The following is a 16,583-nucleotide window of genomic DNA, read 5'->3' as shown; positions in this document are numbered from 1 at the left end:
ATCCGCTACGCGGTGGGTCGGGCGCCGCCAAGGCGACGGCGGGCCGGGCCTCGGCTAGCCACAGGCCCAGTCGAACGCGTCGGATTCGAGGTCGATCTGGGCGTTGCCGGTGCCGAAGTTGAGGCCGGGCAACTCCGTCAACTCCAAGTACCACGGGGTCAGGCCGTCTGGCAGGGCCTGGATGGGGAAAGCGGTGCCGCCAAGATGGCAACGTCCCGCCAGCGGCCGCGCCCACGGTTCCAGTTCCCAGGTGGCCGAGTCGAACCTGGGGCGGTAGGCGTCATCGGGGCCGGAATGGTCCAGGGGGGCCAGGCCGGCGTTCGGGTCGGGCCTCTCGGCCAGCCACACCCGCTGGACGGCGTGAGGACCCTCGTCCCAGGCGTTTGGGCCGCCGTCGTCGGAGCCGAGATGCTCGCCGGGGCGGCGCGGATCCGGCGGCGGCGATGCCGGCCCGCGGGACAGCTCTTCCTCGGTCAACCAGATCAGCGCGAACTGCCCGCCGATCAAGTCTTCGCGGAGCTGCAACTGCGGATGCGGCCGCGCGTCCTTGAGCTGTTTCACGAACGGGTCCCTGAACCCGCGCGCCTTGTACGGCTCGGCGAATTCGCCCTCGCCCTGGAAGAACGCGATCCCCGTGAAGGCGGCGCCTTTCCGCTGGTAGTCGGCGGGCAGCCGGAGGGTGATCGCGTGGAACATGGGTAAACCGGTCTCCGGGCCACGGGGCCAGGTTTCCGGGTCCATCCCTGGGCCCTCGGTGCCAATCCAGCCGTCTGCCGGACGGTCCGGAGCGGGAAACGTGTCGCCGTATTCCGGATCGTATGCCGCTGTTCCGTCGGCTCGTTCGAAGAGGATGTCGTAGGCCTTCATGGGGCTCCTTGGGGCTCGGTGGGTTCGGCGTGCGGATTCGGCCGGGTGGGCGGGCTCTCCCGAACGCGCGGCGGGCGCGTCTTCCGGGCGCTCAGCGTCACCCAACCACCCCACACTAGCGGCGTTGCCCAACGAGACGGGAAACGACGGTGGCCACCGGCAAGGTGGGATGGCAATGCGCTGCCAGCGTGCACGGGTTGTCCGCCAGCGGCCACGCCGCGCCTTCGCCGCGAAGCTCAGGACCGCCCGGCCAAAGTCCTCAGCGAGTCGAACAACTGGGTTTCGGCCTCCACCGTGAACACGTGGCCTCCACCGTCCTCGGATTGGACAATCTTCCCTTGGGCCGTCCGCTCATTCCACCAGTCCTCCACGAAGCCGGGGGCGATCCCACCGGTCTTGAAATCAAATGGGTCGGCGACTAGGGAGAACACGATCATCAACTCGAACGACGGCTGGGCGTAGGGGTCCTCGGCGTCCTGGGGGTAGTTGTAGAAGTCCTCGAACGACCGCGGCGGGGCGAGGCGCGTGTGGAGCCAGAAGATCAAGTCGATCATCGTTTGCGAGTCGTCGTCGCCATGGAGCCCGAAGAAGCCCTTATCCAGGACTATCCGGCGGGCCAAGCCGCGCAGCAGTGACTCCGCGCCAGGCGCGTCACTTGCCGCCGCGTCCAGGGCGCGCCGCACGATGGGCGACAAGCTCCCCGCCTCGCACATGGCCAGCGCCTCGGCCTGTTCCTGTTCGGACTCGTCGGGCAGCACGAAGCCGAAACCGTCGCTGGCCAGGCGCTCCAGGTAGTCGTCAAAGCTGTCGGCGATCACGGCCCATTCGTCCGGATCATGCAGGTACCGGATGATCTGTCCCACCCGGCCCTCGCCGGCCGGGTCGAAGTCGATGAACAGTTGCGACGTGCCGCCGTTGTTCATGCAGTCGGCGAAGTGCAGCCACCGGCCGATCGGCACATCCGGGTCGATCCGGTCGTCGCGGTACCCTTCGTCCGGCCCACCCTCGCGCCCCGGCGGCAGCCATTCGTCCAGGCCGTCGCCGTAGCGGCCGCGCAGGGAATCCTGGCTGGTCGGCGCTGCGGCGCTCTCCAAGATCTGGCCGACCGAAAGGAGGTAGTACGGGTACTCCTCCAAGTCCGAACCCAGCAGGTAGACCGACACCTCATGGCCGCCGTAGTCGCGGTGGTAGGTGCCGTCCACCAGGGAAAGCAGATTCGTCAGGGTGTCCGGGCTAAGCGGGTAGGCGCCCCGCAGACGCACGATGCCGTCGGGTGCCGCGCCGGTCGCCAGGGCCAGTTCCTGAGGCGATTCGTCGTCTCCGACCTCCTCCCACCTCGCCTTCAGGCCCGCCAGGTAACGCTGCGCCAAGCTCTCCGACATGCCCCAAGCCTATCCAGCGGCCAGCCCGGTAGGCTCGTCTAGTGCTGAAACCGTTGCCGGATGGGCCGTCAGCGGGCGGCGGCGGGGAGGACCTGCCGGAGGCGCTGCGCCAGACCCAAATGATGATCTCGAAGCTGGACAGGGCGCTGGCACGACTACCGGACACTGCGAAGCCGCAGCGGACGCTGGCCGAGCGCCGGATCAACGCGCTGCGGGTCGCAGAGGGGCTGATTTGCAAACAGATCGACAAGTCCCCAGGCCGCCTGATGGACGTCGAACTGTCGGTGGTCACAAGCACCGCCCGGAGGGAGAGGGCGGCGGCGCTGGCCGCCACACTCGCCAAGGTGATCGGCTTTCCGCCTGGCGGCGCGAGGATCGAGCGGTATCTGAAGGGCGACGGCCAGTGGCGTGTCGACATGGGCGCCCGGCTGCCCTGCGACGACGTGGCCTTGGACAGCCTGGACTTGTGCGAGCGGATCGCCAACACCTGGGTCATTCAGCGGTATTCGCCGGGCGACAGCCTTTGGCTGATCTACGACCCGTCGCGTTTCTGGGCCTCGTACCAGGACTACCGGTTCAACGCCGTCACATGGGCCTGCTGGGAAGCGCAGTTGGTCGCGAAAGACGAAGACGCCACCGTCACCCAGGAGGCTGGATGAACGCGGCCGGGTTGGGGGCGCGTCGAACGACGTTCTGGTGCGGCGGAGACCTTTGGGTACGTGCGCGCATCGGCGTCGGGTAGGGTTTTATAAACCGCGCAAAAATTATAAACCGCGCAAAAGGAGGGGGCATGGAGCGCAGTCAGAACCCGTTCAAGCCCTCAGCCGGCGCCAACCCGCCTGTGCTGGTGGGACGCGAGGCGTTGGTCGACGAGTTCATGGAATCGATCGAGGACGGCCCGGGCGCGCCGGGGAGGCTCACAATCTTCAGCGGTCCCCGCGGCGCGGGGAAGACGGTAATGCTCAATGCGATAGCCGACCGCGCCGCCGAGGAGCGCCAATGGATCGCTGTTCATGAGACGGCCACGGTCGGGCTAATTGAGCGATTGGCCCGGCAAGCTTCGGGGATTCTGCGAGACTGGTCTCCGGCCAGCCGGAGAGTGACCGGTGTGAGCATTTCGGGGATCGGCGGGTTCAGCCTCTCCGAAGAACACCTGCCGCCCGAACTGGATCTGCGTGAGGCGCTCACCAACGTGGCCGTCAAGCTCGAGGAAAACGGCACCGGCCTGCTCATCACGATTGACGAGATCCACGCTGGCGACCAAGACGAGCTCAGACAGTTGGCCGCAATAGCCCAGCATCTTGTGAGGGAAGAGCGAGAGGTGGCGTTGGCGCTGGCTGGCCTGCCTCAAGGCATCAGTGCCCTGCTCAGCGGCGAATCGGTGGCGACGTTCTTGCGTCGGGCCGAGCATCATCCGTTGGGCGAATTGCCCTTGCCGGCCGTGAAAGACGCGCTGCGCGCGACAATACAAGAGCACGGCCGCTCCATAGCGGCCGACGCGCTTGAAGCTGCGGCGGAGGCGAGTGGCGGCTACCCGTTCATGGTGCAACTGGTTGGTTACCACGCGTGGCGCCGCGCCGATGGCGACGTGATCACACGCGAAATCGTTCAACAGGGAATCGAAGCGGCGAAAGACCGACTTGGGCGCCTTGTGCATGGGACTGCGCTCAAGGACCTCTCAGACGTCGACAGACAATTCTTGGAAGCAATGGCCGCAGACTCAGGCGCGTCCATGCTTGCCGACCTGGCGGAGCGCATGGACAGGCCGCTCAACTATCTGGCCGTCTACCGCGCCCGCTTGTTGGAAGGCGGGATCATTCGGACGGCGGGGCGCGGCGCCGTCGACTTCGCGCTCCCCTTCCTGCGGGAGTATCTGAGGGAGCGCTTGCCGCGTTGATTCGAGGGCGGAACGGACCGCCACCAGGGCCGTTTCCCAGGGAACGCGTTCCTGCTCCAGTCGCTGGCCGGAGGACTGCAGCGCCTGGTAGACCGCCTGTTCGTCCGGAGTTAGGCGAGTCAGGCGCGCCGTTGTCGGCTTTGGCTCCGGAACCGCCAAGTCGAGGTTCGCCTCCAAGGTGGCTTGGTCCATCAGCAGGCTGCGCGCCTCCGGCAGGAAAGCCCGCAGGCGGTCCAGGATGGCGAACCCGTGCGTGTCCAGGTCGCCCCAGTACGCCACCGGCGCGTCCCGCAGCCAGCCGATTTCCGCCAGCAAGTCCACCGCATGCCCTCCGCCGTGCAACGCCAACGCCCCCGAGCCCGGCAGTTGGGGTAGCGCCAGCAAAGACTGGAGGTTTTCCAGCACCAACACAACGCATGGCCAGCCGCCGATGCCGTCCCTTCCTTCCCGCGACAGCGGCCGGCAAGGCGTCCCAGCCGGCGCCGGACGCTCCCCGCCGATCCCGTCCCACACCTTCGCGGGCGCCGCCAACTCGATCAGACCGCCGGGCGCCAGCGCCGGGTCGAGGAAGCGACCCCGGATCAGGGCGGGCGGCCGCCACATGATCCCGAGCGCGCGTCCCGGCTCCCCGAGAATTCCGCCCACCAGGTCCTGCGTCAGGGCGCGGTGGCCCTCCAACCACTTGGAGTCCACCCCGCGCACCGGCAACTGGCGCGCGTACAAACCGGAGTCGGGATGCGCGGCCAGCCATTCGGCCACGTCTTGCAGGCGTCCGAAGTCGGCGCCGGGCAAAGATGCGATCAAGTTCGCATGGCGTTTGAGCGCCAAGATCAGGGGCGAGCCCAGCGGCCCTGGCCGCCCAAAGCCCGCTTGATCGGGCAGGGGAGCGTCTTGGCCCCCGGTGGCCTCCGACAAGCCGACTGCCCACGAAGGGTGCCACCGCTCCAGCAGCGCCGCCATCCGCCCGACCAGGGCGTCGAAGGCGCGGCGTTGACCGGCGATCCGCGCGGCCGCGGCCGGGTCGGCCACCGCGAGGCGGGCCGGCACGTCTTGGTCGCCCGCGCTGGCCCAGGACCGGCGCTCCCATTCGACGCACGGCTCGGCGCGTGCGCGCCAGTCGGCCACCCATGCCAAGGTTCCCGGGAGATCCGCCAGGGCGGCCCGTTCGGTCGGCGGTTTGAGGCCGACGACCGGGGGACAGGGATCCGGCGGGACGGGGAAGCCCGTCCTCGACAACGCGGTCTGTACGGCCCAGGCGGGGCGATTGCGCTCGAACGACCGCCGCACCGCGCTGGACGCCGCCGCCCATCCGACCGGCCCGGACCGCCTCTCAGCCATCGGCGGAGCCCGCCGGATCGGCACCGGGCTCGCCACCCGGACCGCCCGCGCCGTCCGGACCGGCCACGCCCTCCGAACCGGGCACGCCGTCCGAACCGGGCACGCCGTCCGAACCGGGCACGCCGTCCGAACCGGGCACGCCGTCCGGGGCGCCCACGCCATCTGGGCCGCTCGCGTCGTCTGGATCGTTGGCGTCGCCTGGGCGGGCCACGGAGTCTGGGCCGGGCACACTCTGGCCGCCGCGGCCGGGTGCCGCGGGCCGCGTCTCATCCTCCTCCGCGTCGGCTCCCCAAGGCACGGGCCTGATCACGGACCGTTGGCCGCCCACGCACTCGACGTGTCCCGCCCCGCCTATGTAGTCCTCGATCACCTGGATGCCCTTCAGCGGGGTGGCCAGCACCATGTGGAAGCCGAATTGCCGGAACACGTCCAGCGCCATGCGGGTGAAGTCCGCGTCGGCCCGGTCGAAGGCCTCGTCCATCAGCACGGTGCCGAACGAGGGCAACTGCGAGGCGTCGTCGGTCAGCCGGAACCGCAGCGCCGCCGCCAGGCAGAAGAACGCCAGCTTCTGCTGTTGCCCGCCGGACAGGCCGGCCGTCGAATCGTGCACGGCGACCACCTCGCCCGCGCCGTCGACCTCTTTGCCGATGAAGCGGACGTGTTTCCGGGTGTCCAGGCACAGTTCGCGCCAGCGGCGGTCGCTCGGGGCGTCTGACTTGAGCCGTGTCATCAGCCGGTTGATCGCGTCGAAACGCTGCTCGGCGACCTCCCGGCCGCCCTCCTCCTCCGGCTGGGAACGCCCCGCCCAGGCTCCCGAGGTGATGGTCCGCAACTCGGCCAGGAAATCCTTCGCCTGGGCGCTCATGCAGTCCTTGACCTCGATCTTGAGGTGCCGGTCCTGGTCGAACGGCGAGGTGGCCAAAGCGCCGTTGATGACCCGGATCTTCTCCCGAACTTGGCCTGCGGCGCGCCTGATCACGTCCGCCAACTGCCCAATGTTCTGCGTGGATTGTTTGGCGAGCAATTCGAAGAAGCGGTCCTCGAAAGCTGGCAGCCCGTCGCGTTCAAGGCGGTCCAAAATGTCAAGGTAGCCGGACAGATCCTCGACCGAGGCGGTCAGGTCGGCCGCCGGCGCCGGCCACTTGATCCTGTACTCCGTGGCGCACCCCGCCACGTCCGCCGCCGCTTTGTCCGCCAGCCGCTGCGCCGCGCGCAATTCGTCGCCCAGCCGCTCCCGCACCTTGTCTTTGGCGTCCCCGATGCTTTGGTAGGTGGGGGTCCGCTGTCCACGGGCCGCCTCGAATCGCTGGCGCAGCGCCTCCTTCACCTGGCCCGGAAGCTCCACCGGGTCGGCTTCGCCTTCCACCTGCCTGATCGCCTCGCTGGCCTCCGTGTGCCGCCTCGCCGCCACCGCTTGGCGCGCCAACGCCGCCGCCTGGGCCTCACGGGCCGCGTCAAACGCGGCTTTGGCGTCCGCCTCGCGTTTCTCCGCCGCCCTAAGATCGTGGTTTTGCGCGCGGAAAGAAGTCAGTTCCGCCCGGACCGCGTCAAGTGCCTCGGCTGCGGCGTCTTGGTCGATCCGTTCCCAGTCAAGGCCCTCCAGGCGCTGGAACAGCCGGAAACGATCATTCGACTGGTCGCGTTCGCGTTCCAGACGGTCATACTCCTGTTTGGCCTCGTCTTCCGCCTGCGCCAGGCGCCGCAGGTGCTCGAACATCCGGTCCAGCCGGGCCTGGTTGTCGAAGCCGAGGACCCAGTGGGAGGCGTCGTTCACCGGCCAGCGGTCGTCCTTCTCCTGCCGGGTGCGGCCGCGTTTGACTTGTCCTTCTCGGGTGAGCGCCTTGGGTGCCGCCAAGAAGGAGTCGAGATTCTGGGCGCACTCGTAGTTGTAGTCGCGGCGCAGAACAGCCCGCAGCCAGTTGGAAAAGGCGCCGTCTTTCACCTCCACGCGGAGGGGCAGCGCGTTGTCCGTCAGCGGCCCCTCGGCTTTCGGCGTCTCGGAGCCGACGAACTCCATCACCAGACGGGCACCCAGGTGGGCGTCGTTGGCGGCCTCGGTCACCCGGACGCGGTGCGCGGCGGGGACCAGCATCACCCGCGACAACGGCCGCAGAACGCGTTCGATGCCGCCCGTCCAGTCCGCGAATTCCGTCTTGACCTGCATCAATTCGCCCGCAAACGGCAGGGCGGCAGGTGTCAGGCCGGCGGCCTCCGCGACCATTGCGCGGGCCCGCAGGAGATCCGCCCCCAAGTTGGATTTGGAGCGGCGAACCACCTCGACTTCTTGCCGGAGCTCCCGAAGTTCGGAGCGCAGGGCGGTGATCCGGCCCCCCGCGTCCTGCAAGTCGGCCCGCAGTCGGCTGTCCTCCGCTTTGGCCAGTTCGGTCGCCGCCTGGCGCTTCAGTTCGTGGAACTGCTCGGCCGTCTCCGGGGCGGGCAGGGCCGCCGCCCGGAGCTCGCCCATGATCTCGCGTCGTTTGTCGGCCACGGTCTGATGGATCAGCGCAAGTTGTTGCTCGGCCGACTCCAGCCTGGCCAGGGCCTCGCCGCCTTGTCCGAGCGCGGCTTGGTGGGCGGCATCGAACACCTGCTGGGCTTGGGCGACTTGAGCGCCCGTGGCCGCCACCTCGGCCTGGGCGGCGTCGGCCTCGCGGGCCGCGTCGGCCTGGGCTTGGCGGGCGAGCCTCAGCCTCTCCCCGTTGGCGTACGGTCCAAGCGCGGCTTCCAGAATCCCAAGCGCGGTTTGGTCCTCCAGGCCCCGCCGGTGGCGTTTGGCCGCCCCGCGCAGCGGCGTCAAAGCGGCGATTTGGTCGCGCGCGTCCAGCACCGCCGTGTGGGCTTGCTTCAACTCGCCGAACTGCTCCACCGCCCGGTCGGCGATCTCGAAGGTCGGCGGCTCGTCCAGCATGTAATCGCGGAACAACGCGTCCAGCGAGCCGAGCGACTTGGCGGACTGCGTCTTGTGCCAGAGCTCCAGCGCCTCCGGCTTGGTGATGCCCAATTCGCGGGCGAGCCGCTCGCCGAACACCCCCGTCTTGTTGGTGACAAACGCCTCCGGCCAGCGCTTCTTCAGGCGCTTGACATCAAGGCCTGAACGGGCGAACGGCTCGCAGTCCTTCAAACTGATCGGCTGGTGCGCCACCACGGCCAATTCCCTCACATCCGCGCTGTCGTGGCCGCCCTGCGGCACGTGATACAGCTTGACCAGGGTGAGGGGCGCCCCGCCGGCGCCGTTTTCCAGGCGCAGGGCGACACCCGACCAGCTGGCGCCGGGGCGCAAGTAGACGGATGAGACTTCGCCCGTCTCGGCGTTTTCGGCGCGCCGCCAGGCGCCGCGCACATAACTGAGGATGGTTCTGTCCCGCCGGCCGCCGGATTCCGCCGCCGCCGCGTTGAAATGGACCTTGCCGCGCGGCATCATGACGGCGGCCACCGCGTCGAGCAGCGAGGACTTGCCGGAGCCTGACGCGCCGGTCAGCAGGAATCCCTCGCGGGCCACATCCAAGCGGTGCCAGCCATGGAAGGTGCCCCAGTTGGCCACCTCGATGTGGGCCAAGCGCCACTGGCCCATTTGGACGGCCCCGCCGGCCTCCAGCGTGTCCAACAACAGCGTGCTCATTCCCAAGTCCCCTCTTCCACGTCGCCGCCCGCGCCCGCAACCCGGCCTTGATCGGCATTAGGGCCGGCGGCAAACTCAGTCCGCTCGGCCGTCCCCTCGGCCCCGGCCCCCGCCGTCCTTCCGGCCCCGGCCGCCCCGCCGGCCGCCTCCGCTATCCGTTCGTATTCGGTGGTCAGCCGCTCGATCTCCTCTGGCCCGAAGATCAAGCGCAAAGTCGGCGAAACCTCCGACCGCTCCTCGGTCGACGTCTTGTGCAACAGCCCCAAGTCATGCATGGTCTCCCAGGCGCTCTTCACGCGCTTGACCAGCAGCGGGCGGTCAATCCCCTGGCTGGGACGGTAAACCTCCAGGTAGTCGGTCACCTCGCCGAGGCCCACGATCACGGCCTCGCCCGGCGCCGCCCGGACCTGCAGTTGGCGCAAGTGCAACACCAACGCGGTCTGGATGAACGTCAGGTTGCGGCTGCGGACCACCTGCGGCGCCTGAATCTGATCCGTGCGCACGCCGCGGATGAACGCGACCCCTGTGTCCTGGTCCACCACCAGGTCGAGGAACAGGTCCGCCAGCCGCGACTCGATGGCGGCCTGGTCCGCCATCAAGGCGTCCCACGCCCCGCTCTGCCGCTCGGCGGACACGTATGGTCCTTTCAGCAGCGCCACCAGCGTGCGCCGCGACGCCTCCGGCAGCAAGCCCTTGTCTCCCGGCCATAACTGGTCGCCCGCCCGCGCGGGCGCGTCTTCTTCGCTCAAAGCTCCTCCTCGAACAAGCACACGGGCACCGTCCCGCGCCGCCGCTGGCCGCCGGCGGTTTCCCAGCGCACCGTTTCCACGCCGTCCCCGACCGAGCCGTGTTTCAGCGCCAATACCAACAGCCCAATCACGCTGGCCAGGCCTTGCGTGGCGGGACGGTCCTCCAAGACCTCGGCGATTGTGCAGGCCCCGCGCGCACGGACCGCGGCGGCGACCGATTCCCGCAACTCGCGGAAGTCGATGTCGCTTTCCCTGGCCAAGGCCGCCAGCGCGTCCAAGTCGGCGGGCAGGGAAGGTGCCTCTTCCAAAGGCTCCAGCGACCGACTGGTGCTCGGATCCCGCAGCGACAATTCCCCGATCGCCGCGGTCGCCACCGACGTTTGGTCCAGTCGGAACCCGGTCGGGTCCAGCAGCCGCGCCTTGTCCGATGCCGCCAACGCCGCCCCAGCCGCCCCCTGCAGCAGTTGGTGGACGCGCCGGGCGCGCCCGTGCTCCTCGCTTTGGACAAACCGGCGCAACGACCGGCCGAGCGACGTCATCACGTCCCGGACCTCGCGGGACGTGTCCTGGAGCGTTGGCAGCATGCGCCGCAGCGCGTGGGCCTGGTCCGCCGGCAGCCGCTCCGCGAACTCGCGCTCGAGGATCGCCTCGACGTCGTCATCGAAGCGGCCCGACCGCTCCGGGTCGCTGACCAGCGCGTGGAATCCGTCAAACGACCGGCCCGCCTCCGATTCCTCCAATTGGTCGATCCCCGCGAAGATCTCCTCCAGCACCCGGCCCCGCGAGTCTTGGTCCTCGACCAAGCGCCGCACCAGGGACTGGTTGATTTCCTCAATCTGGCGCCGGACGCGGGCGAAATCGGCCGGCAGGGCGGCGGCCAGGGCCAGAATGTCCGCCGCGCGCTCAACCGCGTCCGCCGCCGCGAGCACCTCGAACCGGCCCGACCGCACACGGTCGATTTCCCGGTCCAGTTCCGCCCGCTGGGCCTCAAGCGCCGCCAACCGGGTCTCCACGCGCGGATCGGTCGCCACGTTCAGCGCGTGCACCCGCTCCAAGATGGTCTCCAGGCGCGATGCCGTCACCGCCTGCCGGTCCTCCCCCAAACTGGCGATGAAAGCGAGGGCCGCCAAGGCGGCATCGGACAATTCGAGAGTTTCCTCCCGGTAGCCGGGCACCACCCGCCGGACCAGGAAACCCTGCTCGCGCCAGGCGGTCAAGTAGCCGACCGCCGTGCGTGTGAGCTCGGGAAAGTCGCTGCGGAGGTCCGCGAGATCCTCCTCCACACGTTCGGCCAGGACGGGCGCGGGCAGCCGCCGCTCCTCCCCGCCCAGGTGCCGGCCGAGCACCGCGACGATCACCGGGGCGTTGTCCGCGCGCAACAGAGCCCAGGCCGCCGACTCGGCGGCGAGCCGCCGGGTCTGCAACGCGGGAGCCAACGAAGACATGCGGAAAACTCTAGGGGCGCCCTCTGACACTGAGAACCGCGCCCCCGCCCGGAGCGGTCTTTCCGCAGTTCAAAACGGGTTCGCGGCCAGCCCGCAATGGCGCGGATCGTCAGTCGGCGGCCGGGGGAAGGCAGGCCCGCGACTCCTCCAGCCAGGCTTCGAGTTCGCCCGCGTCTTCCCACAGGTCATAGGCCTCGGAGACGGCGCCATCGCTCATCGCTCGGAGCATTTCGGCCCGGACCCAGGCCACGCGCTCGGGAGTGAGTTGGGCCTTGAAGTCCGCCAAGTCCAGTTCGTCGTCGGGGCCGGGCCGAAGGCCGTTGACGGCCTGGATCAAAGCCCCCAGCGCGATGGCGATTTGGCCGCCGTCGACCACCATGTGGTCCGGATCCTCGAAGGCCCACGCCACATTGTCCAAGTCGAAATCGTCGTACCGAATCTCGGCGACCAAATCGGCGGCGCCGTCGTTGTCGAACGGCCCCGTTCCCCAAGCGCCCATGCTCCAAGTATGGTGAACCGGCTTCGCCACGGGCCGTAATCTGGCCGCCACTGGCGCGTCTCCCGTTTTCCCGCCTTCTTTGACGTCAGACCCGTCGCCTATGTTGTCTCCATGTCCGTTCACGGCGTCCGGGATCCTGCGGGGAGGCGCCCGCTTTGCGCCCCCCGGTCGGCCTGGGCGCCGGGCGTAGCCGGGGCGGGTTGCCAGCCCTTGGGAGTGCTTTGGGCGGCCGGTTCGTTGTCAGACGCGCGGCGTAGCTTGTCTGCCATGGCCGCCGATGCCGTTTTGCTCCGCTTCCATGTCGCCTCGCCTGGCCATGTGGCACCGTGGGGCGGCCGCGCGGCAGCCGCGTGGCACTTTGGGCAGGGCGACGCAGGGGGAGCCGCAGCACGGGTTGGGCCGCCGACGCGGGTTGGGCCGCCCGCCGGGTCGATGCGGGCTTCGCTCGCAGGTTCGGTTGCGGACGGGTCTCGGTGCGGATTCTTGTGGCGGAAGGTGTTGACTTCGGAGCGCCAAGGGAGTAGCATATGTGTATGAGTAAGCAGCATGCGAACAGGCATCAAGCGGTGGTAGAGGGTTTGCTTGACGCCATTTTCGGGACCGTTCGCGGGGTGGGGCTGTGAGCGCGGGGACCGCCCCTCTGCGGCATGCGCCCGGCCGGTTGCCCGGCGGTGAGTCTCCCGCCCGCGGTCCCGGTGCGGAGACCGCGCCCGCGCCGCCCGCCGGGGGCCGTGTCGTGGGCGGGAGTGGCCGCGTTGCGGGTTCGGTTGAGGCGGCCGAGTTCGTGGCGGCCGGATCGAGAGACGTCGCCCTTGTTGTGGCGGGCATCTTGGGGGCGGCGGGCTTGAGCGGCCTGGAGGCCTGGGCCGCCGCGGAGACTGGCTGGCCGCCTGCCGGAGGTCGCTCGGGTTCGTTCTCGCCAAGCGCGCGGGCAGTCGGTGGCACAGAGGCCCTGATTCCGGGCGCCGACAGCGCCGCAGGCGGGGAGGGCCAGGACGCGGGCGCGCCGGGGGCTGGTTCGGGCAGCGATGGTGCCGTTGACGGGGGCTGCGGGTACGCGGGCGCGCCGGGCGCTGGTTCGCACGGCGATCGTGCCGTTGACGGAGACTGTGGGTACGGGGGCGCGGGCGCGCCGGGAACCTCGCCGGGTGCCGGGTGGGGTGGCATGGGTTTCGCGGATCCTGGTTTGTTGGCGGCCCGCGAGGGTCTGCGCAGGTTCGCGGCCCGTGACCGGTCCGGCTTGGGCGCCGAGGAGTCGCTGGCGAATCTGGATGTGCTGGCGCAGATCGGCAATCAGGCAGAGGCGCTGACGGCGGCGGTCGCGGAGGAGGTCAAGCGCAAGGGTGCGGCGGCGAAAGCAAAGGGCTTGGACGTGGAGTCGCATCTGCAACTGGAGTCGAAGATGCCTGCCGCACAAGCGAAGAGGCTCATCAAACAGGGCGAAGCGCTCCGGCCCTTTGGATTGGTGAGCCGGGCGGCCCAGAAGGGCGAGATGGCTCCGGCGCAGGCCCAGGCGGTGGCGCGCGAACTGAAGGGCTTCCCCGCGGATCTGCTGGGCGACAAGGCCTTGGAGGAAGCCCAGGCCGAGTTGATCGAGGACGCCGGGAGACTGGGCCCGGGGGCGTTGGGCGCCAAGGCCCGCGAGTTGGTGGCGAACGCCCGGCGGAAAGCTGGGGTCGGCGGCGACCGGGATGACCAGTTGAACTTAGAACGCGAAAAGGCGCACAGGGGGCGCTTCTTGTCCTTCCGCCGGAACGGTCAGGCGATGGTGATCAACGGCCGCTGCCCGGTCGAGGTGGGAGCGAAAATCAAAAGGCGCTTGGAAGGGGCGGCGTTGGCCGCCCGCCGCGAGCGCACAGACGAGGGCAACGGCGGTGATCCCGACGCGGGCCGGTTGTGGGACCCCACGGTCTCCGGCCGGGAGGACGCCGATCCCTTCGGGGCGTCCTTGTTGGACGCCCTGGCGGCGTTGGCAGACGCCTGCCCGCAGGACGCCCCGCTGAGGGCCGGCAGGCCGGCCCGGATCGTGGTCACCATGACCAAAGACCAACTCGGCGCCGCCGCGCCCGTCGCGACTTTGGGGGAGGACGGCGGGGAACTCGCCCCTGAGGCGGTCAACCAGCTCATCTGCGGAGCGGAATGGGCGGCGGTGCTGGCGGGCTCATTCGGGGAGCCGCTCGACGTCGGTCGGGCGACACGGGGAATCCCGCCCGCGATCAGGATCGCGTTGAGCCAACGCGATGCCGGCTGTTGTTTCCCGGGCTGCGGGATCGGCCCGGACGGCTGCGAGGCCCACCATTTGCGAAAATGGGTGCTCGGCGGGAACACCAGTTTGGAAAACCTCGTCCTCGCCTGTCACCGGCATCACCGGCTTTTGGAGCCCGCGCTGAAGTTGCCAGACGGGACCGGGTGGTTCCCCGGTTGCGACGACCCAACCAGGTGGCGAGCCGAGATCGACCCGATCCACCATCACCCGGTGGTCATACCGCCGGCCCGCGTCGATCCGCAACGCAAACCAATGCTGAACGACCGCATCAGGGTCAAACTGGAAAGACTCGGAGCCATACCCAAACCCGAACGATCATGCTCGCAAGGGGAAGGCTCCCCCCAAACACAGAAACTGGGCTCGGCGGACCGAAGGGAAAAGCCTGCTCAAGCGCCGGCAGCTCAGGCAACTCAGGCAGCGCCGGAGGCGTGGCCAGACGTTGCTCCGGCGGGCGCGGCCGCGAAGTGGGGGCCGATGGAGGAGTCTGCCCAGGCTTCCGAGCCGTGGGTCGAGGATGAGTTCGCCTTGGCGGCGGCGGCGGCCAAGTAGGCTTGTGGGCCATGCCTGGGAACTCGAAGCGTAGGGGAGCGGTGCGCAAGCCCGGCTCCAAGAAGGGGCCCTTGATCGGATCGGGCGGCCGCGGCCGCAAGGCCCTCGAAGGCAGGGGGCCCACACCGAAGGCCGAAGACCGGCCCTACCACCCCGCCGCCAAGCGCAAAGCGGCCATGGAAAAGCGCAACCAAGCTCGCCCCCAGGGCGCAGCCATCCGCCCCGCCGGCAAGACCGGTCAAGCGGGCAAGCCGAACAGGACCGGCAAGCTCGGCAGGACTGCGGCCAAAGACGCCGCCGATTACGTGGCCGGGCGCAACGCCGTCCTCGAAGCGCTGCGCGCCCAGGTGCCGGCCGTGCGCCTAGAGATCGCAATCGGGATTGACGTGGATGACCGCGTGCGTGAGGCCATGAAACTCGCCGGCGACGCGGGCATCCCGATTGGGCAGGCCTCGAAGTTGGAACTGGACCAGCGGACCGGCGGCGCGAACCACCAGGGCGTGGCGCTCAAAGCCGCCCCCTACGAGTACAAGTCCGCCATGGACTTGGTTCGCATCGCGGAGGACGCCGCCCAGCCGCCCCTCATTGTCGCCCTCGACCAGGTCACCGACCCCCACAACCTGGGGGCGATCCTACGGTCCGCGGCCGCCTTCGGCGCCCACGGGGTGTTGATCCCCTCCCGCCGCTCCGCCCAGATGGGGCCAACCGCTTGGAAGGTGTCCGCCGGGGCCGCCGCCCGCGTGCCGGTGGCCCGCGCCACCAACCTGAACAGAGCCCTCGAAGACCTCAAACAGGCCGGTCTGTTCGTGGTCGGTCTGGACGCCGAAGGGGCCGCCGATGCCGCCAACCTCGACCTGGCTGCCGGTCCCGTCGTGTTGGTGGTCGGCTCCGAAGGCAAAGGCCTCGCGCGCCTGACCAGGCAGACCTGCGACTTGACGGTCTCCATCCCAATGGACGCCGCCACGGAGTCGTTGAACGCGGCGGTCGCGGGCGGAATCGTCCTCTACGAAGCCGCCAAACGCCGCCGTTGAAACGGGCCGGGCACCCTGGCCAAGCGCCCGCAGGCGGGCCAGCGGCGGCCCCGGTGCAAGATGCGCCAAACGGCCGCGGCGAACCCGTGCGGCGTCGGCGCTAGCTCATCGGCACGTCGTCGATGGCCGGAAGCTGGAGGGTGTCCGCCAGGATCAACTCGGACTCGTCGCGGCGGTGCTTGAGGACGTTGTCGATGTAGCTGACCACCGCCTCGTCGAGCGGGACGAACCGGGATTCGCGCTGTGACATGAACCAGCGGTGCTCCAGAATCTCGTGGTAAATCTGCGGCAACTCCAGCTTGCCGCGCAACTCGCGCGGCACCGAGCGGACCGCGGGCTCGAAGACGTGGGTCAGCCAGTCGTGGGCCACGAAGTCCTCGTCCGCGTCCGTCTGGCCCGAATGCATCCGGTAGGTGTCCAGGTCGTTGAGCAGCCGCCGGGCTTGGTTCTCCTGCACGTCCAGGCCGGTCAGCCGGAACAGTCGGCGCGAGTGGTGGCCCGCGTCCACCACCTGCGGGCGGATATGAAGCGTGGTGCCGTCCGGGTCGGTCGACATTGACATCTCGGCCACGTCGAAACCCAGGTCGTTGAGCCGGTTGATGCGGTCCTGCAGCCGCCAGCGGGCGTCCGAGGAGATGGTCTCCTCCTCCGTCAGCGCGCGCCACAGCTGGTCGTAGCGCTCCACCAGGAAATCGCCGATAGCGATCGGGTCAAGCTCGTCCTCCAGCATCTCGCCGGCTTCCAGGTCCATCAGTTCGCCGATGACGTTTGTCCGCGCCAGGTCCAAGTCATAGGCCCGCTGGCCGTCCGTCAGCTCCTCGTGGAGGGCGCCGGTCTCAGCGTCCACCAGATAGGCGGAGAACTCCTTCGCGTCCCGGCGGAACAGGGCGTTGGAGAGCGAGACGTCGCCCCAGTAGAAGCCCAGGAGGTGCAGCCGCACG

The 16,583-nt window shown here is 69.3% G+C and carries 10 protein-coding genes and 3 pseudogenes; 5 read left to right on the top strand and 8 right to left on the bottom strand.

Translation table 11 applies throughout. The features are described from left to right. Nucleotides 1-54: 54 nt before the first annotated feature. Together LBC97_12085 and LBC97_12080 are read right to left on the bottom strand one after the other, a co-directional pair. On the bottom strand, nucleotides 55-867 hold the full coding sequence (locus LBC97_12085) for a hypothetical protein (protein MDR2566764.1): 813 nt from the start codon (nucleotides 865-867) through the stop codon (nucleotides 55-57). 236 nt (nucleotides 868-1,103) lie between these two features. Next, nucleotides 1,104-2,249 (bottom strand): SMI1/KNR4 family protein, encoded by a 1,146-nt coding sequence (locus LBC97_12080; protein ID MDR2566763.1) that lies wholly within the window; start codon nucleotides 2,247-2,249, stop codon nucleotides 1,104-1,106. A 41-nt stretch (nucleotides 2,250-2,290) separates the two neighbouring features. On the opposite strand from LBC97_12080, the gene LBC97_12075 reads away from it, so the two are divergent. Then, nucleotides 2,291-2,908 (top strand): hypothetical protein, encoded by a 618-nt coding sequence (locus tag LBC97_12075; GenBank protein MDR2566762.1) that lies wholly within the window; start codon nucleotides 2,291-2,293, stop codon nucleotides 2,906-2,908. Nucleotides 2,909-3,039: 131 nt separating this feature from the next. Further along, nucleotides 3,040-3,549, top strand: a pseudogene (locus LBC97_12070) (ATP-binding protein). A 420-nt stretch (nucleotides 3,550-3,969) separates the two neighbouring features. On the opposite strand, the gene LBC97_12065 reads toward LBC97_12070, so the two are convergent. Then, nucleotides 3,970-5,484 carry a DUF2220 family protein gene (locus tag LBC97_12065; protein ID MDR2566761.1) on the bottom strand — a complete coding sequence of 505 codons (1,515 nt, stop codon included), beginning with the start codon at nucleotides 5,482-5,484 and terminating at the stop codon, nucleotides 3,970-3,972. A gap of 50 nt (nucleotides 5,485-5,534) precedes the next feature. Between LBC97_12065 and LBC97_12060 the strand changes: the two are divergent. After that, a pseudogene (locus LBC97_12060) lies at nucleotides 5,535-5,630 on the top strand (tail assembly chaperone). Nucleotides 5,631-5,902: 272 nt separating this feature from the next. Here the strand turns inward: LBC97_12060 and LBC97_12055 are convergent. The 4 genes and pseudogenes from LBC97_12055 to LBC97_12040 form a co-directional block, all read right to left on the bottom strand. Continuing rightward, nucleotides 5,903-9,055 (bottom strand): annotated as a pseudogene (locus LBC97_12055) (hypothetical protein). Nucleotides 9,056-9,099: 44 nt separating this feature from the next. After that, nucleotides 9,100-9,852 (bottom strand): DUF4194 domain-containing protein, encoded by a 753-nt coding sequence (locus LBC97_12050; protein MDR2566760.1) that lies wholly within the window; start codon nucleotides 9,850-9,852, stop codon nucleotides 9,100-9,102. Then, on the bottom strand, nucleotides 9,849-11,297 hold the full coding sequence (locus LBC97_12045) for a DUF3375 domain-containing protein (protein ID MDR2566759.1): 1,449 nt from the start codon (nucleotides 11,295-11,297) through the stop codon (nucleotides 9,849-9,851). The genes LBC97_12050 and LBC97_12045 overlap by 4 nt, the downstream gene beginning before the upstream one ends. Before the next feature lie 109 nt (nucleotides 11,298-11,406). Beyond that, the gene (locus tag LBC97_12040; GenBank protein MDR2566758.1) at nucleotides 11,407-11,796 is read right to left on the bottom strand and encodes a DUF4259 domain-containing protein; all 390 of its coding nucleotides are present in this window, start codon (nucleotides 11,794-11,796) and stop codon (nucleotides 11,407-11,409) included. 736 nt (nucleotides 11,797-12,532) lie between these two features. Here LBC97_12040 and LBC97_12035 point away from each other — a divergent pair. Together LBC97_12035 and rlmB are read left to right on the top strand one after the other, a co-directional pair. Next, nucleotides 12,533-14,611: an HNH endonuclease gene (locus tag LBC97_12035; GenBank protein MDR2566757.1), complete on the top strand. Its 2,079-nt coding sequence runs from the start codon at nucleotides 12,533-12,535 to the stop codon at nucleotides 14,609-14,611. An 11-nt stretch (nucleotides 14,612-14,622) separates the two neighbouring features. After that, nucleotides 14,623-15,642 (top strand): 23S rRNA (guanosine(2251)-2'-O)-methyltransferase RlmB, encoded by a 1,020-nt coding sequence (rlmB, locus tag LBC97_12030; protein MDR2566756.1) that lies wholly within the window; start codon nucleotides 14,623-14,625, stop codon nucleotides 15,640-15,642. Nucleotides 15,643-15,742: 100 nt separating this feature from the next. On the opposite strand, the gene LBC97_12025 is transcribed toward rlmB, so the two are convergent. After that, nucleotides 15,743-16,583 (bottom strand): DUF4032 domain-containing protein (locus LBC97_12025; protein ID MDR2566755.1); only part of this gene is annotated, 841 nt, incomplete at its 5' end.

This window comes from Bifidobacteriaceae bacterium, from assembly GCA_031281585.1.
Classification (GTDB): Bacteria; Actinomycetota; Actinomycetes; order Actinomycetales; family WQXJ01; genus JAIRTF01.
This window is presented reverse-complemented; position numbering and strand designations above follow the sequence as displayed.